The following is an 18,489-nucleotide window of genomic DNA, read 5'->3' as shown; positions in this document are numbered from 1 at the left end:
GCTCATCGTCCGGCGCCCGTCGAGCCCCTCCGAGTAGCGCGTGCAGACCATCGCCCTGATCGGGTTTCTCGGTGGGCTGATCACCGGTATCTCGCCGTGCATCCTGCCGGTGCTTCCGGTGATTCTGCTGTCCGGGATGGACAGCAGCCGAGCCGACGCCCGCAGCGTCAAGTCCGCGACGCGGCCGTACCTGGTGATCGCCGGCCTGGTGTGCAGTTTCAGCCTGGCCACGTTGATCGGTTCCGCGCTGCTGACGACGCTGCACCTGCCGCAGGACGCGATCCGATGGGCCGCGCTGGTGGTGTTGGTCCTGATCGGCCTGGGACTGATCTTCCCGCCGGTGCAGCACCTGCTCGAGCGGCCGTTCGCGTATTTTCCGCAGCGCCAAATCGGCTCTGGGACAGATGGTTTCGGCCTGGGCCTGACACTGGGCGCCCTGTACGTGCCGTGCGCGGGTCCGGTGTTGGCCGCCATCGTGGTGGCCGGCGGGACGTCGTCGATCGGGCCCGGCGCGCTGGTGTTGACCGCGACGTTCGCCATCGGCAACGCGTTGCCGTTGCTGGCCTTCGCGCTGGCCGGGCGGCGCGTCGCCGAACGAGTGGCCGCGTTCCGCCGCCGCCAGCGCGTAGTCCAGATCGCCGGCGGGATCGCGATGATCGTGCTGGCCGTGGCGCTGGTGTTCAACCTGCCGGCGATGCTGCAGCGCGCCGTCCCCGACTACACGACGGCAATGCAGAATAAGCTGGGCGCCAACGAAATCGAGCGCAGCCTTGGACCGGGTAGCACGCCGCCGCCGAACCAGGGCGGCGGGCTGCAGTTGGATCAGGGCAAGACCAGCAACGGTCTACTGACCAACTGCACCGACGGTTCCGCGGAGCTGCAAGAGTGCGGGCAGGCACCCGCCCTCAGAGGCATCACCGGTTGGCTGAACACCCCGGACGGCAAGCCTCTCGACCCCGCCGCGGTGCAGGGCAAGGTGATCCTGATCGACTTCTGGGCCTACTCGTGCATCAACTGCCAGCGCGCCATCCCGCACGTAATCGATTGGTACAACCGGTATCGCGACAACGGATTCCTGGTCATCGGGGTGCACACGCCCGAGTACGCCTTCGAGCGGGTGCCCGAGAATGTGGCCAGCGGCGCCGCCGACCTCCACATCACCTATCCCATTGCACTGGACAACGACTACGCGACGTGGAACAGCTACCAGAACCTGTACTGGCCGGCCGAGTACCTGATCGACGCGAACGGGACGTTGCGGCACACCAAGTTCGGCGAGGGCGATTACGACGACACCGAAACCCTGATCCGCAAGCTGCTGACCGACGCAAGTCCCGGCACCCAGCTACCAGCCGGGGTGCACGGGGTCGACACCACCCCGCGGACCATGCTCACCCCCGAGACCTACCTGGGTGTCGGCAAGAGCGGAAACTACGGCGGCAGCGGCGATTACAAGTCGGGCACCTTGAGCTTCCCGCCGAACCTGGCCGACGACAAGTTCGCCCTGCGCGGCCGCTGGACTTTGGACGACCAGGCGGCCACGGCCGACGGCGACGACTCCGTCGTCCGGCTGAACTACACCGCGAAAGACGTGTACGCCGTCGTCGGCGGCACCGGCACGCTCACCGTGACCCGCGACGGAAAGACCACCACGACGACGATCGGCGGAGCGCCCACGTTGCACCGGATCGTCGCCGACGACTCCGCACATCGCGATCAGCTGGACATGCAGGTCAGCAAGGGCCTGCAGGTGTTTTCGTTCACGTTCGGCTAGGCGCGGGGCTCACGACTTCTTCGCGAGGCTGCCCAGCATCGCCACGACCACGCCGAGCCCCACCAGCGCGGCGCCGGCGAGCAGCGTGACGTCGAGCCATTGGTGCAGACCGGCTTCGGCGTGGTCGACCATCACCTCGGCGACACCGCGGACGTTGCCGGTGGTGCGGTTGAGCGCATCGTTGACGTAGCGCCCGGCGACCTCGATGCCCGCCCATCCGCCCGCACCGACGAGCAGCGCCGAGACGCCCAGGCTACTCAACGCCTTGCCGCGGCGCCGCGCGGCGGCCACCGTCAGCAGCGCGCAAACACCGCACAGCGCCGCCGCGCCCACACTCACCCACGGGCCCCAGGTCGACAGCCGGCTCAGCCGACCCTGGCGCATCGAGTGCGGTACCGAAACAGTCAGCGGGACAGTGAGTTTCGCGGGGACGGTGACGTTGTGACTGCGGAGCAGCGGCTGAATCGCGCCGTCGTTGAGCATCGGTGCCACGTCGACCGCCCATTGGTTGCCGTCGTCACCGGCCGCCGGGTCGCCGAACAGCCAGCCGTGCGCCGCCCGGTTGGCCCGGGCGAACAGCGGCGGAAACTCCGGGCCCGCGGTGAAGGCGCGGGCCGCGTCGTGCACCTCGGAACTGTCGACCGGAGAGCGGCCCCCGCTGTGCTCGGCGATGAGAGTCATTGCCCGGGTGGTCAATTCGGATGCCATGGCCGCTTGCACCGCCGGGTCGGTCGCCGCGTGCTGCGCCAGCGCGGCGTAGCCGTCGGCGTCAACGACGTGCAGTTGCGTCCACGCCGCGGGGATCGCGACCGCCAGCGCGAGCGTGGTGATGAGCCACAACAGCACGGTCGTCGCGAATCGCACGCCTGCGAATCTACGCAATCCCCCGCACGTACGCGGCCTGCCCGAGGTGCTGGGCGCAGTCGTCGATGATGCTCACCAGCCGTGCGCTGGCCGTCACCGGCGGGTCCCAGTTGGTGTCGACGACGCGGGCCAGGTCCTCGGCGGTGACCCCGGCGATGTATTCGAGGGTGAGCTTGTGCACCGCATGGTAGTAGCCGGACAGCAGGTCCGCGGGGGCCTGCACCTTGGCTACGTCGTCGGGCTTGTGCCCATAGCCGGTGTCGTCGCGCGGCAGGTCCAGTCCGAACCGGTCCACCCAGCCGTCGCGGAACCACACCTGCTCCACGCCGGCCACGTCGGCCAGCTGGACGTCCTGCACCCGCGCGCTGTGCCAGAGCAGCCAGGCGATGCTGTTGGCGTTCGGGGCCGGCCGGTAGCCGGACACCTCGTCGGTCAACCCCTCGGCGATCTGGTCGACGTGCTCGATCAACCGGGTGAACGCGTCGCGCAGGAGCTCTTGGAGAACGGCGGCATCATCGGCCATACTCGCGACCCTACGGGAGGATCCCGTGGAAGACCGCTTCGATGTTGTTGCCGTCGGGGTCGCGCACGAAGGCCCCGAAGTAGCCGGCGTGATACTCCGGCCAGAGCCGCGGCGCGTGCAACGGCTCGGCGCCCAGCTCGACGGCCGTCTGATAAAAGGCCCGCACCGCGTCCTCGTCGGCGGCCTCGAAAGCCAGGTGGACCTCCCGGTTGGGTCCCCCCGGCGCGGCCGAGATCCAGAATGTCGGCTTGCCCGCACGCCCGTACCCGATCGCGCGACCCACATCCAGCTGCCGGGAGAACCCCAGCGTCCCCAGCACCGCGTCGTAAAACCGTTGCGATTTGGCATAGTCGGCACAGTTGATTCCCACGTGGTCGATCACGGAGAAGATCCTGGCACGACCCACCGCAACGGTCGTAGATTGTTTGAATGACTTACGACCTCATCATCCGTAATGGCACCATCGTCGACGGGCTTGGGGGTGAGCCGTACGTCGGTGACGTGGCCGTGAAAGACAACGTCATCAAAGCCGTGGGCGCGATCAACGGCGCGACCGCCGCGCGGGAGATCGACGCCACCGGGCTGCTGGTCACGCCCGGCTTCGTCGACCTGCACACCCACTACGACGGCCAGTCCATCTGGTCGGAGCGCCTGACTCCGTCTTCGGCGCACGGGGTGACGACCGTGGTGATGGGCAACTGCGGGGTCGGCTTCGCGCCCTGCCGCCAGTCCGACCACGACGTGCTGGTCGACGTCATGGCCGGGGTGGAAGACATTCCCGGCGTCGTGATGACCGACGGGCTGCCCTGGACGTGGGAGACGTTCCCCGAATACATGGACGCGCTCGAGTCGGGCAAGCGCGACATCGACGTGGCCGCGTACCTGCCGCACTCACCGCTGCGGGTGTACGTGATGGGCCAGCGCGGCGCCGACCGCGAGCCGGCCACCGAGGAAGACCTGGCCAAGATGCGGGAGCTGGCCAGGGAGGCGATCGAGGTCGGCGCGCTCGGCTTCGCGTCGTCGCGGCTGACCATCCACAAAACCGAAAGTGGTTCGCCCATCCCCAGTTACGAGGCCGCCCGGGAGGAGATCGAGGAGATCGCCCGCGGCGTCGTGGACGGCGGCGGCGGGCTGCTGCAGTTCGTTCCCGACATCCCGTCGGGCGGCTACCAGCCCGTGCTGCAGACCGTGTTCGACGTCGCCGAGGACGTCGGGCTGCCGGTCACCTTCACCCTCGTCGTCGCCAACGCCGGCGATCCGACCTGGCCGGACGCCATCACGATGATCGAGAAGGCCAATGCGGCCGGCGGCGACGTCACCGCGCAGCTGCTGCCGCGGCCGATCGGTCTGATCATCGGGTTGCAGCTGTCCGCCAACCCCTTCGTGCTCTACCCCAGCTACCGCGAGATCGCGCACCTGCCGCTGGCCGAGCGGGTCGCCGAGATGCGCAAGCCCGAGGTCCGGGCCCGCATCCTGGCCGACAAGCCCGGTCAGGGTCACCCGATTCTGTTCGTGGCGCAGATGTGGGATTGGATCTTCCCGCTGGGTGACACCCCCGACTACGAACCCGACCCGTCGACCAGCATCGGGGCCCGGGCCCGCGCCCGCGGCGTGGATCCGATGGAGGAGGCCTACGACCGGCTGCTCGATGACGAGGGCCGGGCCATGCTGCTGGTCGCGACCAGCAACCTGCAGAACAACTCGCTGGACACCGTCGGGGAGCTGCTGCACCGCGAGGACGTCGTGCTCGGCCTCGGCGACGGCGGCGCGCATTACGGGATGATCTGCGACGCCAGCTACTCCACCTACTTCCTGACGCACTGGGCACGGGACCGCAAGGCCGGGCGGTTCACCGTGTCCGAGGCGGTTCGCGAGCTCACGTCGGTGCCCGCCCGCATCGCCGGGCTGGCCGACCGCGGCCGGATCGCGGTCGGGTACAAGGCCGATCTCAACGTCATCGACCACGCCGCACTGCGGCTGCACAAGCCCATCATCAGCTACGACCTGCCCGCCGGTGGGCGGCGCCTGGACCAGACCGCCGAGGGGTATGTCGCCACGATTGTGGCCGGGGAAGTCATCGCCGAGAACGGCGTTCCCACCGACGCCCGGCCAGGCAAGTTGGTCCGTGGTCGCCAGCCTGTCCCCGCAGCCTCGCGATAACGCCACCAAAAGTGGCATATACCAGCTAAGTTGGGTCCGTGACGAACCCGCATTTTGCGTGGTTGCCGCCAGAAGTCAACTCGGCACTAATTTTCTCCGGTCCTGGTCCCGGGCCACTGCTTGCTGCCGCGGCGGCGTGGGACGGCCTGGCCGAAGAGTTGGCATCGTCGGCATCGTCATTTTCTTCGGTGACGACAGATCTGGCCAGCGGGTCCTGGCAGGGGGCGTCGTCGGCGGCCATGATGTCGGTGGCCAGTCAATACGTGAGCTGGCTCAGCGCGGCCGCCGCGCAGGCCGAAGAGGTGTCGCACCAGGCGTCGGCCATCGCGACCGCCTTCGAGGTGGCCCTTGCCGCCACCGTGCAACCGGCCGTGGTGGCGGCCAACCGCGCCCTGGTGTCGGCGTTGGCGGCAAACAATCACCTGGGTCAAAACACCCCGGCCATCGCCGACATCGAGGCGGCCTACGAACAGATGTGGGCCTCCGACGTCGCGGCGATGTTCGGCTATCACGCCGACGCGTCGGCGGCAGTGGCAAAGTTGCCGCCCTGGAACCAGGTGCTGCAGAACCTCGGCTTCTCCAACACCAGCACCGCCGTCACGCGCCCGGCGAGCTCCGGCGCAGTAGCCCGCGGCTATACGTCGCGCATCGCCGGGTTCCTGCGGCCCTCGGCGCCCCAATAGCGCCGGAACCCCGCGCCTATCCTGGAAGGTCATGCGCACCAAGAAGAAGGTCGATCTCAAGGCGCTGGCCGACGCGCTGGCCGACTACCCGTATGCCTACTTGATCACGGTCGACGACGGATACCGGGTGCACACCGTGACGGTCGAGCCGCAGCTGCGCGAGGCCACCCTGGACGTCGGGCTCATCGGCGGGCGGACCCGCAACAACCTCGCCCAGCGCGCCGACGTGACCCTGCTGTGGCCACCCGCCGAACCCGGCGGCTACTCACTGATCGTCGACGGCACCGCCGAAGTGAGCGAGGCCGGCGCCGAGACCGCCCGCCTGACCGTGGCGCCCACCCGCGCGTTGCTGCACCGCGATGCCGACTCCCCCGACGCCGCCAAGGGCTGCCTGCACGACTGCGTGGTGTTCTCGCTGCCGGCCTAGCGGCGATCGCAAGCGCGGCTGTGGCGATCGCAAGCGCGGCGGAGCCGGGCGCTGCGGGTCGCCGCCATCGGGCAAGAGTCGTACAGTCTGATCCGTGAGTCGCGTCGCACCGCTCGCCCCGCCGTGGAGCGAAGAAGATGCCACTGGCATCAACAGCTGGGGTCACCCGGACCGCACCTACGAGCCGCTGCTCTTGGTGCGTTGCCTGCAGCGTCATCCGGCGCTGGCCTCCCGCCTGCGCAAGCTCGGCGAATCCCTTTATATCGCAGCGCTTTTGCCGGGCCGGACGCGGACCATCGCCATCCTTCGCATCTGCGCGTTGGTGGGCTGTGCATACGAGTGGGGCGGGCAGGCGGCATTCTGGGGCCCGATCGCGGGCGTCAGCGACGACGAGTGCGACGCGCTGGTCACCGGCGGCCCCGACGATCCGCGGTGGAGTCCGGCCGAGCGGACGCTGATCGAGGCGGTGGACGAACTCGAGCGCACCGGCTCGTGGTCGGAGGCGACGTGGATAGCCCTGGGTCGCTTCCTTTCCGACGAGCAGCGCATCGAATTGCTCACGGCGGTGGGCTGGTACCGCACCATCTGCACGCTGTGCAACGCGCTCGCGCTTCCGGTGGAGGGCTGGATGCGGCCCTGGCCCGGGTCAGCGCGCTGAGCGGTCCCTGCGCAGGCTGGGATGCTGATTCTTCAATAGCGGCAACAACACTCGCCGCGGCATGAACTGAAACAGGCGGGTGCTGACCTGGCTCGGCAGCCCGGGTATCACCGTTCCGCGGTCGCGGTCCAGCGCGTCGACTCCGGCGCGCGCCACCTCACGCGACGGCTTCCACATGAACTTCGGGAACGCATCGGCGAAGTCTCGCTCGTCCATGCCGGCGCTCTTCACGAACTCGGTGCGCACCGGCCCCGGGCACAGCAGCGCGACGGTGACACCGGTGCCGGCGAGTTCACCGCGCAGCCCCTGTGTGTAGTTGTTGACGAACGCCTTGGTGGCCGCGTAGCCGATCTGCCCCGGAAAGGGTTGGTAACCCGCGGTGGATCCGACGTTGAGGATCGCGCCGCGGCCGCGCGGCACCATCTGCTGGACCGCGCGGGTGGTCAGATCGATGACGGCCTCGACATTGACCCGCACCTGGGCGATCTCGTCGTCGACCGGCGTTTTGGTCACCGAGCCCATGGTGCCGATGCCGGCGTTGTTGACCAGGATGTCGGCGGTCAGGCCGCGGCGCTCGACCTCCGCGAAAAGGCCGGCACGGGCGGCGGAATCGCCGACGTCACAGGCGATCACCTCGACGCGCACTCGGCCGGCGAGTTCGTCGGCCAGCTCGCGCAGCCGCTCTTCGCGGCGGGCGACCAGCGTGACGCCGTGGCCGCGGTCGGCCAGCTCGCGCGCGATGTCGGCGCCGATGCCCGACGACGCGCCGGTCACGACGGCGGTGCTGGTGGGTGCGGGGGTCGGAAGGGCCACGCGTTTACCCTAGAGCGCCCAGCGTGACGGTGCCGCGCGCGGTCGTATCGGCCATCACCCCACCAGGGCAATAAGCGAATTGCCCGCCTCTGAGCGACAATTCGGCCTGTCGCTGCGAGGCGGGCAAAACCATCACCGATTCCGCCGGGGACGGGTGGTGCCAGTGGGGCGCCAGGTCCCAAACCGGACGCAAGAGCACCGCAGACACGAAAAAGCCCGGCCCCTTGTGAGGGCCGGGCTTTCCCGTAGGTGAGTCGTGGACTTAGAAGTCCATGCCGCCCATGCCACCGGTCGGGTCGCCCGCGGGTGCGGCCGCCTTCTCCGGCTTGTCGGCGACGACGGCCTCGGTGGTGAGGAACAGGCCCGCGATGGACGCCGCGTTCTGCAGCGCCGAACGGGTCACCTTCACCGGGTCGGCAACGCCGGCCTTGAGCAGGTCCTCGTACTCACCGGTGGCGGCGTTCAGGCCGGTACCGGCGGGCGAGTTGCGGACCTTCTCGGCCACAACGCCGGGCTCCAGACCACCGTTGAAGGCGATCTGCTTCAGCGGAGCCTCGAGCGCAACGCGGACGATGTTGGCGCCGGTCGCCTCGTCACCGGTGAGCTTCAGCTCGTCCAGCGACGGGGTCGCGTGCAGCAGGGCCACGCCACCACCGGCGACGATGCCCTCCTCCACGGCGGCCTTGGCGTTGCGCACCGCGTCCTCGATGCGGTGCTTGCGCTCCTTGAGCTCGACCTCGGTCGCGGCCCCGGCCTTGATCACCGCAACACCGCCGGCCAGCTTGGCCAGGCGCTCCTGCAGCTTCTCGCGGTCGTAGTCGGAGTCGCTGTTCTCGATCTCGCTGCGGATCTGGGCCACCCGGCCGGCGATGGCGTCGGAGTCACCGGCGCCCTCGACGATGGTGGTCTCGTCCTTGGTGACGACGACCTTGCGGGCCTTACCCAGCAGGGCGACGTCGGCGCTCTCCAGCGACAGGCCGACCTCTTCGCTGATGACCTGACCACCGGTAAGGATGGCCATGTCCTGCAGCATCGCCTTGCGGCGGTCACCGAAGCCGGGGGCCTTGACGGCCACCGACTTGAAGGTGCCGCGGATCTTGTTGACGACCAGGGTGGACAGCGCCTCGCCCTCGACGTCCTCGGCGATGATCAGCAGCGGCTTACCGGCCTGGATGACCTTCTCCAGCAGGGGCAGCAGGTCCTTGACGGTCGAAACCTTGGAGCTGACCAGCAGGATGAAGGGGTCCTCGAGGACGGCTTCCTGACGCTCGGCGTCGGTGACGAAGTAGCCCGAGATGTAACCCTTGTCGAACCGCATGCCCTCGGTGAGCTCGAGCTGCAGGCCGAAGGTGTTGGACTCCTCGACGGTGATGACGCCCTCGTTGCCGACCTTGTCCATCGCCTCGGCGATCAGGTCGCCGATCGACTGGTCGCCCGCGGAGATGGCCGCGGTGGCAGCGATCTGGTCCTTGGTCTCGACCTCCTTGGCCGACTTGAGCAGGGTCTCGGTGACCTTCTCGACGGCCTTCTCGATGCCGCGCTTCAGACCCAGCGGGTTGGCGCCGGCCGCGACGTTGCGCAGGCCCTCGCGGACCAACGCCTGGGCCAGAACCGTGGCCGTCGTCGTGCCGTCACCGGCAACGTCGTCGGTCTTCTTGGCGACTTCCTTGACCAGCTCGGCGCCGATCTTCTCGTAGGGGTCCTCCAGCTCGATCTCCTTGGCGATGGACACACCATCGTTGGTGATCGTGGGGGCACCCCACTTCTTCTCCAGGACGACGTTGCGGCCCTTGGGGCCCAGCGTCACCTTTACCGCGTCGGCGAGGGCGTTGAGTCCCCGCTCGAGGCCGCGACGGGCCTCTTCGTCGTACGCAATTGTCTTGGCCATTGCGAAGTGATTCCTCCGGATTGGGGATGACACGTTCTGGCCGGGTGCAGTGCCCGCGACGGACGACCGCAGCTGTCTTCTGGCTAGGTCTCACCGTCCCGACCTAGCACTCGCTGGTCGCGAGTGCCAAGTCATTCTTAGCACTCGCCTATGTCGAGTGCAAGAAGAGGTCAGCCCTATCGCCCAGCGCGTAAACCGTCGACGACGACGTCGGTCACCCGCTCGGCCAAGTCCGGGTTGTAGGCCTCCGCCGCCTGGCACCCGACCATGATCGCCTTCACTTCGCGCACCCCGATGTCCTGGCGCGCGGTGCCCGCCCGCTGCGCGGCCCGCAGCAACTCGTCGAGCATCGCCAGGAACGCGTCCTCGGCGTCGGGCGCGGCGGTGGCGATGTCGATCCCGAATCCGGCGAGCGCATCGACCAGGCCGCGATCCGCCGCGCCCCAGTGCAGCACCATCGACCGCAGCAGGGCGAACAGCGCCTCGCCGGGTCCGACGGATTCGAGCAGGGCCCGCCCGTCGTCGACCAGTCGCTGCATCCGGTCCTCGATGACCGCCTGGAACAGCGCCTCCTTGGTCGGGAAGTGCCGGTAGACGGTGCCGGCCCCGACGCCGGCCCGGCGCGCGACCTCGTCGATGGGCACCGAGAGGCCCTCGGCCGCAAAGATTTCGTAGGCGACGTCCAGCACGCGCGCACGGTTGCGCGCCGCGTCGGCGCGCAACCGGCGTTCGGGCTGCGCCATCTGTTCACCCCTCAGCGGTTGACAAAGCGGGGCGTGCGTTCCGTATAGTGACATTCAACCGGAGCGCTCGCCCCGTTTACTCTACAAGTTCGAGGAGCCTCTCATGGCCAAGTGGACCACCGCGGACATTCCCGACCAGACCGGCCGGGTCGCCGTCATCACCGGAGCCAACACCGGCCTGGGCTACGAGACCGCCCTGGCGCTGGCCGACCACGGCGCCCACGTGGTGCTGGCGGTGCGCAACCTGGACAAGGGCAAGGACGCGGCGGCCCGGATCACCGCCCAGAGCCCGCACGCCGATGTCGCGCTGGCCGAGCTCGACCTGACGTCGCTGGCATCCGTCCGCACCGCGGCCGAGCAGTTGCGGTCCGCGCACGACCGCATCGACCTGCTGATCAACAACGCCGGGGTGATGTACACGCCGAAGTCCAATACCAAGGACGGCTTCGAGCTGCAGTTCGGCACGAATCATTTGGGCCACTTCGCCTTCACCGGCCTGCTGCTGGATCGCCTGCTGCCGGTCGCCGGCTCGCGGATCGTCACGGTCAGCAGCGTCGGCCACCGCATCCTCGCCGACATCCACTTCGACGATCTGCAGTGGGAGCGCCGCTACAACAGGGTCGCCGCCTACGGACAGGCCAAGCTCGCCAACCTGCTGTTCACCTATGAACTGCAACGACGGCTCGCCCCGCACGGCACGACCATCGCCGCCGCCGCCCACCCCGGCATGTCGGACACCGAGTTGATGCGCAACATGCCCGCCCCGCTGGTCGGCGCCTTCGCGCGGATCGCACCGCTCGTCGCCCAGAACCCGGCCATGGGTGCGCTGCCCACCCTGCGCGCGGCCACCGACCCGGCGGTGCTCGGTGGTCAGTACTACGGACCCGACGGCCTCGGCCAGACGCGGGGCTATCCCAAGATCGTGGGGTCCAGCGCCAAGTCGCACGACGTCGACCGGCAGCGCCGGCTGTGGGCGATTTCCGAGGAGCTCACCGGGGTGGTCTATCCCCTCGACTAACCCAGGTCGAGCAGCTGCTCGTAGAAGCCGCCGAAGCCGCGCGGGCGATCGACGAGGTGGATCTCGAGGATCCAGTGGCAGATGCGGCCGCGCGGATCGGTGCGGCGCATCGGCTTGTTCGATCCGGGCATGATGATCCACTCGACGCCGGGGCCGGCGATCTTCTTGTGCGGGAATTCGCCGATCAGATGGCCCGCGATCCGACTGCCCCACTCGAAGCCCTCGGCGCGGGCCACCCCGACGACGTAGTCGAACAGTTCGGCGCCGGTGATCTCGGGATGGCCGGCGAAGTGGTCGCGGCCGGCCTCCCAGACCCGGGGCAGCGCATCACGAAGGGCCGTCTTGTGCGGGTCGTCGCCGAGCACGAACGTCCGCCCGAAATCGGCCTCCCACTCCTCGAAGATGGGGCCGAGATCGAGGAACACGATGTCGTCGTCGACGATCGTCCGATCCGGCGGGCGCTCCTGAAACGGCTGCAGCGTGTTCTCCCCGGCCCGCACGATCCGCCGATGCCAGTGCCGGGTCACCCCGAACATCTCGCCGGCGAGGTCGTGGATCTGGTCCGAGAGTTCCTTCTCGGCCAGCCCGGGGCGGATCATGGCCCGCCGCTCGATCTCGTCGAACAGTTGCGCGGCTTTGCACTCGGCATCCAGCAGCCGTTGCACGCGAACATCTTCGGCGGTCGATCCGTCCACAACAGCGATGCTATGCGCACACTGGAACCATGTCCCTCGTCGTGCCGCCCTACCCGCCCGCCCGATACACCAAAGACGAACCGGAGATCAGCGCCTGGCTGAAGCGGGCCGATCAACCACCCGACTATGAGACGTCCGGGGTCAAGTACCACTACCTGGCCAACCAACAGGACACCGCCGGCGACTATGGCCTCTACCGGGTCGACATCGCCCGCGCCGGCGGCGGGCCCCCGGCGCATTTCCACCGCGCCATGTCCGAGGCGTTCTTCGTCCTGTCCGGGACGATGAAGCTCTACGACGGCACGCAGTGGGCGGACGGCCATCAGGGTGACTTCCTCTACGTGCCGCCCGGGGGTGTGCACGGTTTTCGCAACGAGGCGGACGAGCCGGCATCGATCCTGATGTTGTTCGCACCCGGCGCACCCCGCGAGGCCTACTTCGAAGGCTTTGCGGCCCTTGCCGACATGACCGACGACGAACGCCGGGAGTGGTTCATCCGGCACGATAATTTCTGGGTGCAGTAAACCCTTGCATTAACGCGAAATTTCCTCTGCCGTAACGTTTCTGCGCTTTGTTCCGACCCCGGCAACGGTGGGCGTAGGGTGTGGCCGTGCGGACGAGAAAGCAGTCGAAGCGGGCTGCGGCCTGGATGCGGCAAAGAATCGATTGGTCGATGAGCGCCCCGGTGATGATCAGTCTGCGGATCAAACGCCCAAAACCCCGGAGCACACCGGATTTTCGGCCGCGTCCACCGGCGGCGGTCGCCGTGCCGGAACGCGGCACCCGCGTGAGCGGCTATCAGCGGGGCGGGCGGGGATACCGTGATCGGGCCCGGGCACGTCTGTCCCTCGCACCGCCCGCGATGGCTCGACGGGCCCGCGTGGCACGCCCTTCGGGCCGACGACCGCGCACACCGTCCGTCGCTACGTCGCGGGTGTCAGGTCGCCGTTGACGTAGCGCTGCAGGCTCGGGCCGATGGCCGCGACGGCCTCGTCGTCGGTCATCGACGCGATGGGCTCGATCTTCCAGACGTAGCGCATCAACGCCAGACCGATCGTCTGTGACGCGATCAGGCCGCTGCGGATCAGGCGCTCGTGTTCGTCGACGCCGAGCTGCGCGGCGCCCATCAGGCTGCCGGCGACGACGCGTCGCAGCTTCTCCCGCGTGGTCGCGTCGTGCGCCGCGGTCTGCAGGATGGCGTGCAACGTCGGCCCGACCTCCTCGTCCTGCCAGCTGGCCAGCATCAGGCTCAGCACCGCGGCGCCGAGCTGCTCCACCGGTGTGCCCCAGACCTTGGCGACGTTGTCCAGCCACTTCTGCGGCGGGTTGGTCGCCGCATCCAGCAGCTTCTCCTTCGACCCGAAGTAGTGGTACACCAGCGCGGGATCGACGTCGGCGGCCCGCGCGATCGCGCGGATGGTGGTGCCGGCCCAGCCGTGTTCGGCGAACTCGTCGCGCGCGGCGGCCACGATCCGGGCGGCCAGCACCCCGCGTTCATCTCGCGGACCGGGAGTTGTCGATCTCTTCGCCATGAGTTTCATCGTAGCGTGAATTTCCCCTTGCGTTGAGACTAGTTTCATCGTAGCGTGAGACTAGTCTCAACAGGCCGTGAAAATGAGGGGCAGGCCACCATGTACACCTACGACATCGACGCCGCGGCCATGTTCGAAGACCGCACCGATCAGTTCGCGAAGTTCGGCATCCCGCGCGACGACATCGAGCGGGTCCGCTCGGCCGTCGACGACATGTGGACCGACGCACCCGGCGGCTGGGTCTATGAATGGTCAAGTCTGGCAGGCGAATACGCCGAGCGCGGCGAACACCGGATGGCCTCCCTGATCTACGGGTGCGCCAAGTTTCCCTGCCTCACCGACCCGGCCCGGGCCAAGGCGATGCAGCACCAACTCGAGCAATTTCAATTGGCGGCCAGCGGTTTTCCGGTGCGCTTCGAGCGGCGCATCATCACCGTCGGATACCGCGGCGGCTCCGTCGAGGTGCCGGTGCACCTGTACTCGACCGACGGCGACTACCCGGCCCGGCCGGTGCTGATCGCCAGCGGCGGTGTGGATACCTGGAAGATGGACATCCACCCCTGGTGGGTCGGATTCAGCCAGGGCGCCGGCGTGACCACGATGGCCTTCGACCACCCCGGCACCGGTGAGACCGCGATCCCGCTCGACGAGCACGCCGACGAGGTGATCCGCGGGTTGGCCGGCTACGCCCGCACGCTCGGCGACGGGCGGGTCGCTCACTTCGGCGCGTCGTTCGGCGGCAACTTCTCCGCGATGTCCGGGCTCTCCGGAATCGTCGATGCCGCAGTCGATCTCGGCGGCCCGGTCGTCGCCGCGTTCGGTCCGGAGAATCTCGCGAGGCTGCCCTACGGCATGCACGACATCCTGGGCAACGCCATGCACCGCGACCACTCCCCCACCCTCGACCAGCTCAGCGCCGGCATGGAACGGCTGAACCGCGCGAATCTACTTGCCCAGCAGAAGAATTCGGCGATGCTGGTGATCAACGGGGCCGACGACTACTTCATCCCGCAGTCCGACACCCTGGACTTCCGCGGCCGCCGCGACACCGAGGTGCACCTGATCGAGGGCACCGGCCACGTCGCCATGAGCAAGGCTCCCGAGGTGGTGCCCAAGATCATCGCCTGGGTCCGCGGGCAAATGGCGACGCCGGTGTGACGCACCCCGCTCGTTTGCCGAACGCCAGGAAATCGCCGTCCGGATAACGGTTTTCTTCGCAGGATCAGCCCAACCGGGGCCGCCGGGACGCCACCGCGAGGCCGTCGCCCAACCCGGCGCCGTCCGCCGCCGATGAGTATGTTTTGGGCCATGGCTTCCAACGACACAGAGAACCGCAATTGGTCGGAGGGCGACGTCCCGGATCAGAGCGGCCGCGTCGTCGTCATCACCGGCGCCAACACCGGCATCGGCTATGAGACGGCCGCCGTGCTGGCCTATCGCGGCGCGCACGTCGTGCTGGCGGTGCGCAACCTGGAAAAGGGCAACGCGGCCCTGGCGCGCATCGTCGCCGCCAGCCCGCGCGCGGATGTCACGCTGCAGCAGTTGGATCTGACCTCCCTGGACGCGATCCGCTCGGCGGCCGACGCGCTGCGCTCGGCCTACCCGCGCATCGACCTGCTGATCAACAACGCCGGGGTGATGTGGACGCCCAAGCAGGTCACCGCGGACGGCTTCGAATTGCAGTTCGGCACCAACCATCTCGGCCACTTCGCGCTGACCGGCTTGCTGCTCGACAACCTGCTGGTGGTGCGGGACTCGCGGGTGGTGACGGTCAGCAGCCTCGGCCACCGGCTGCGGGCCGCGATCCACTTCGACGACCTGCAGTGGGAACACGGGTACGACCGCATCGCCGCCTACGGGCAATCCAAACTGGCCAACCTGCTGTTCACCTACGAGCTGCAGCGCCGGCTGGCCGCCAAGGCCGACGCGAAGACCATTGCGGTCGCGGCGCACCCGGGCGGATCCAACACCGAGCTGGCCCGCAACCTGCCCGGCGTCTTCCGCCCGGTGAAGGCCGTGCTGGGACCGGTGCTGTTCCAGAGCCCGGCCATGGGCGCGCTGCCGACGCTGCGGGCGGCCACCGATGCCGCCGTGCAGGGCGGCCAGTACTACGGCCCTTCCGGCTTCCTCGAGCAGCGCGGCCGCCCGAAGCTGGTCGAGTCCAGCGCGCAGTCCCACGACGAGGAACTGCAGCGTCGGCTCTGGGCCGTCTCCGAAGAACTCACCGGCGTCAAGTTCCCCGTCTGACGCGCGGATAATGGCTCCGATGCGCTCAGTCGCCGAACATCAGCGGGTCGTCACCGAGTTGATTCGCGCGCGGCCACCGGTCGCGGTGCCGCTGGCCGAGGCCCAGGGCCTGGCCCTGGCCGAGGACGTGGTGGCGCAGCTGGCATTGCCGGTCTTCGACAACTCCGCGATGGACGGCTACGCGGTGCGCGCCGAGGACACGTCGGGCGCCACGCCCGAACAGCCGGTGATGCTGCCCGTCGCCGAGGACATTCCGGCCGGGCGCACCGACGAACTGACGCTGCGGCCCGGGACGGCGCACCGCATCATGACGGGCGCGCCGCTGCCGGCCGGGGCGACGGCCGTCGTGCCGGTGGAGGACACCGACGGCGGCGTGGACGTGGTGGCGATCCGCGCGCCCCGCGACGCCGGCAGGCACATCCGCCGCGCCGGCGAGGACGTCTCCCCCGGCACCACCGTCCTGCGCCGGGGTCAGGTCGTGACGCCGGCCGTGCTCGGCCTGGCGGCGGCGCTGGGCATCGCCGAGTTGCCGGTGATCCCGCGCCAGCGGGTGCTGGTGATCTCGACCGGCTCGGAGCTGGTGACGCCGGGCACCGCGCTGCTGCCGGGGCAGATCTACGAGTCCAACTCGATCATGCTGGCCGGGGCCGTCCGGGATGCGGGCGCCGATCTGGTGGCCGTCGCGACCGCGGAAGACGAAGTGGCGCAATTCAGTTCGATCATCGACCGATACGCGGATGACGCCGACCTGATCATCACCAGCGGCGGCGTCAGCGCCGGCGCCTACGAGGTGGTCAAGGACGCGTTCGGACGCGAGGGCGACCAGGGCGTGGAGTTCGTCAAGGTCGCCATGCAGCCGGGCATGCCGCAGGGCGTCGGCCGGGTGCGCGGCAAGACGATCGTCACGCTGCCCGGCAATCCGGTCAGCGCTCTGGTGTCCTTCGAGGTGTTCATCCGGCCCGCGCTGCGCAGGGCGATGGGCCTGCCGGATCCGGACCGCCCCCACCGCACCGCGGTGCTCGCCGAGGCGCTGACGTCACCGCGCGGCAAGCGCCAGTTCCGGCGCGCGGTGCTCAACGACGACGCCAGCACGGTCACCAGCTACGGCCCACCGGCGTCGCATCACCTGCGCTGGCTGGCATCGGCGAACGGACTGCTGGACATCCCCGAGGACGTCGTCGAGGTGCTCGAGGGCACCCAGCTGCAGGTGTGGGATCTGCGCTAGCCGGCGGGCGTGGCCACGTCCCGGTGGAACTCGTCGGCCTTATCGAAGGCCGGGGAGCAGCGGATCGCGATGCCGACGATCGCCATCATCACCGGGATGGTGACCAGCGCCGCCGACAGCCCCACCCAACCGGACAGGTGGCCGATCAGCGGCGGCCCCAGCAGGTAACCCAGCCAACCGGTCGCGGCCACGATGGCGATCGCCGATCCGGCGCCGCTCGCGCCGTAGGCCGCGCTGAAGGCGGTGGGCACCAGCAGCGCCACACCGACGCCCAGTGCGGCGAAACCGAGCACGCTGACCCAGGCGCTGGCGGCCACCAGCGTGACGCTCATGCCCGCGACGGCCACCAGCGCCAGCGACGGGAGCAGCCGGCGGCTGGACACCCGGGCGTGCAGCCGGGGCGCGCCGAACCGGGTGATCACCATCGTCAGCGTGTAGGCGGCGTAGCTCAGCGCGGCCACGCTCGGGCCGGCGCCGATCACGTTGCGCAGGTAGTTGGCCGACCAGTCGGTGGCGGCGCCCTCGCAGAGAAACGACGCGAACGACACGGCCGCCAGGATCGCCACCGCCGGCGTCATCCAGGCCCGCTTGCCCCGGTCCGGTTCCGGCGACGCGGCAACGGAATCGGCGGCGTCGGGCAGCAGGCGGCGGGTCAGCGGTTCCACCACGATCAGGACGACCAGCCCCAGGACAGTCAGCTGACCGGTCAGGCCGACACCGGCGCCGACGCACGCCGCACCGATCAGGGCGCCCACCAACGCCCCGACGCTCCACATGCCGTGAAACCGCGCCATGATCGGCGCCCTGGCGAGCCGCTCCACCGTGCCCGCCTGGGTGTTCATCGCGACGTCCAGCGCCCCCTGGAACAGCCCCCACAGCGCCAGCGCACCGAACAGCGCGGCCGCGGATCCGGACAGCCCCACCGTCGCCCCGGCCGCGACATAGCCGGCCACCGTGACCGGGATCAGCCGGTGGCTGCCCCAGCGCGGCAGCGCCCAGTGGCTGAGCAGCGTGGCCACCACCGAGCCCAGCGGCGCGCCGAACAGCGCCGTGCCGAGCGCTGCGTCGGAGAGGCCGAGCTCGGCCTTGACGTGGGGAATGTGGGCGGCCCACGACGAGAAGACCAGGCCGTGCGCGACGAAGACGGCGGTGACCGTGGCTTTCGCCCGGCGCAACTGTGTTGCCCGCCGATCGGCGCTGTGCGGTTGCATGTCGAAGGTGGGCGTTCCCTCTGCGGGC

18 protein-coding genes and 1 pseudogene are annotated in these 18,489 nt (G+C 69.2%); 10 read left to right on the top strand and 9 right to left on the bottom strand.

The features are described from left to right. Positions 1–40 precede the first annotated feature (40 nt). A complete protein-coding gene (locus tag A5732_RS11870) occupies positions 41–1,774 on the top strand; it encodes a cytochrome c biogenesis protein DipZ (RefSeq protein ID WP_076102293.1) in 1,734 nt (577 codons plus the stop codon). Positions 1,775–1,783: 9 nt separating this feature from the next. Here the strand turns inward: A5732_RS11870 and A5732_RS11865 are convergent, their stop codons facing one another. The 3 genes from A5732_RS11865 to A5732_RS11855 are packed head-to-tail and all read right to left on the bottom strand — an operon-like array spanning position 1,784 to position 3,543. After that, the gene (locus A5732_RS11865; RefSeq protein WP_076052444.1) at positions 1,784–2,638 is read right to left on the bottom strand and encodes a hypothetical protein; all 855 of its coding nucleotides are present in this window, start codon (positions 2,636–2,638) and stop codon (positions 1,784–1,786) included. Between the two features lie 10 nt (positions 2,639–2,648). Then, entirely contained in the window at positions 2,649–3,161 is a 513-nt protein-coding gene (locus A5732_RS11860; protein ID WP_065056664.1) for a mycothiol transferase, read from the bottom strand. Positions 3,162–3,171: 10 nt separating this feature from the next. After that, positions 3,172–3,543 (bottom strand): VOC family protein, encoded by a 372-nt coding sequence (locus A5732_RS11855; RefSeq protein WP_076102363.1) that lies wholly within the window; start codon positions 3,541–3,543, stop codon positions 3,172–3,174. A gap of 47 nt (positions 3,544–3,590) precedes the next feature. On the opposite strand from A5732_RS11855, the gene A5732_RS11850 reads away from it, so the two are divergent. From A5732_RS11850 to A5732_RS11835, 4 genes and pseudogenes are all read left to right on the top strand, one after another. Next, on the top strand, positions 3,591–5,321 hold the full coding sequence (locus tag A5732_RS11850; RefSeq protein ID WP_076052443.1) for an N-acyl-D-amino-acid deacylase family protein: 1,731 nt from the start codon (positions 3,591–3,593) through the stop codon (positions 5,319–5,321). Positions 5,322–5,359: 38 nt separating this feature from the next. Further along, positions 5,360–5,896, top strand: a pseudogene (locus A5732_RS11845) (PPE family protein); the annotation flags it as partial. 139 nt (positions 5,897–6,035) lie between these two features. After that, on the top strand, positions 6,036–6,431 hold the full coding sequence (locus A5732_RS11840; RefSeq protein WP_076052441.1) for a hypothetical protein: 396 nt from the start codon (positions 6,036–6,038) through the stop codon (positions 6,429–6,431). Between the two features lie 94 nt (positions 6,432–6,525). Next, positions 6,526–7,089, top strand: coding sequence for a carboxymuconolactone decarboxylase family protein (locus A5732_RS11835; protein ID WP_076102292.1), 564 nt, complete (start codon positions 6,526–6,528; stop codon positions 7,087–7,089). Here the strand turns inward: A5732_RS11835 and A5732_RS11830 are convergent. The 3 genes from A5732_RS11830 to A5732_RS11820 all read right to left on the bottom strand — a co-directional run bounded on the left by A5732_RS11830 (position 7,078) and on the right by A5732_RS11820 (position 10,533). Continuing rightward, positions 7,078–7,902, bottom strand: coding sequence for an SDR family NAD(P)-dependent oxidoreductase (locus tag A5732_RS11830; protein WP_076102291.1), 825 nt, complete (start codon positions 7,900–7,902; stop codon positions 7,078–7,080). The two genes, A5732_RS11835 and A5732_RS11830, sit on opposite strands and share 12 nt — an antisense overlap. Positions 7,903–8,164: 262 nt before the next feature. Then, positions 8,165–9,790, bottom strand: a complete 1,626-nt coding sequence (groL, locus tag A5732_RS11825; RefSeq protein WP_007768358.1) for a chaperonin GroEL — start codon at positions 9,788–9,790, stop codon at positions 8,165–8,167. 176 nt (positions 9,791–9,966) lie between these two features. Next, positions 9,967–10,533, bottom strand: a complete 567-nt coding sequence (locus tag A5732_RS11820) for a TetR/AcrR family transcriptional regulator (protein WP_065056042.1) — start codon at positions 10,531–10,533, stop codon at positions 9,967–9,969. Between the two features lie 103 nt (positions 10,534–10,636). Here A5732_RS11820 and A5732_RS11815 point away from each other — a divergent pair, with 103 nt between their 5' ends. Beyond that, on the top strand, positions 10,637–11,551 hold the full coding sequence (locus tag A5732_RS11815) for an SDR family NAD(P)-dependent oxidoreductase (protein WP_076052438.1): 915 nt from the start codon (positions 10,637–10,639) through the stop codon (positions 11,549–11,551). On the opposite strand, the gene A5732_RS11810 is transcribed toward A5732_RS11815, so the two are convergent. Then, entirely contained in the window at positions 11,548–12,246 is a 699-nt protein-coding gene (locus tag A5732_RS11810; protein ID WP_076052437.1) for a M24 family metallopeptidase, read from the bottom strand. The two genes, A5732_RS11815 and A5732_RS11810, sit on opposite strands and share 4 nt — an antisense overlap. Before the next feature lie 29 nt (positions 12,247–12,275). On the opposite strand from A5732_RS11810, the gene A5732_RS11805 reads away from it, so the two are divergent. Next, positions 12,276–12,770 carry a cupin domain-containing protein gene (locus tag A5732_RS11805; RefSeq protein ID WP_076102290.1) on the top strand — a complete coding sequence of 165 codons (495 nt, stop codon included), beginning with the start codon at positions 12,276–12,278 and terminating at the stop codon, positions 12,768–12,770. A gap of 399 nt (positions 12,771–13,169) precedes the next feature. Here A5732_RS11805 and A5732_RS11800 read toward each other — a convergent pair whose 3' ends face one another. After that, a complete protein-coding gene (locus tag A5732_RS11800; protein ID WP_076051149.1) occupies positions 13,170–13,778 on the bottom strand; it encodes a TetR family transcriptional regulator in 609 nt (202 codons plus the stop codon). Positions 13,779–13,877: 99 nt separating this feature from the next. Between A5732_RS11800 and A5732_RS11795 the strand changes: the two genes are divergently transcribed. From A5732_RS11795 to moeA, 3 genes are all read left to right on the top strand, one after another. Continuing rightward, positions 13,878–14,936, top strand: coding sequence for an alpha/beta hydrolase (locus A5732_RS11795; RefSeq protein ID WP_076102289.1), 1,059 nt, complete (start codon positions 13,878–13,880; stop codon positions 14,934–14,936). 150 nt (positions 14,937–15,086) lie between these two features. Further along, a complete protein-coding gene (locus tag A5732_RS11790; protein ID WP_076053433.1) occupies positions 15,087–16,025 on the top strand; it encodes an SDR family NAD(P)-dependent oxidoreductase in 939 nt (312 codons plus the stop codon). Between the two features lie 19 nt (positions 16,026–16,044). After that, a complete protein-coding gene (moeA, locus tag A5732_RS11785) occupies positions 16,045–17,250 on the top strand; it encodes a molybdopterin molybdotransferase MoeA (RefSeq protein ID WP_076053425.1) in 1,206 nt (401 codons plus the stop codon). On the opposite strand, the gene A5732_RS11780 is transcribed toward moeA, so the two are convergent. Continuing rightward, positions 17,247–18,461, bottom strand: coding sequence for an MFS transporter (locus A5732_RS11780; protein ID WP_076053423.1), 1,215 nt, complete (start codon positions 18,459–18,461; stop codon positions 17,247–17,249). The two genes, moeA and A5732_RS11780, sit on opposite strands and share 4 nt — an antisense overlap. Between the last annotated feature and the right edge of the window lie 28 nt (positions 18,462–18,489).

It is taken from the genome of Mycobacterium colombiense (assembly GCF_001953985.1).
Classification (GTDB): Bacteria; Actinomycetota; Actinomycetes; order Mycobacteriales; family Mycobacteriaceae; genus Mycobacterium; species Mycobacterium colombiense_B.
The sequence above is the reverse complement of the archived record's forward strand: the minus strand, read 5'-3'. Positions and strand labels throughout refer to the sequence as shown.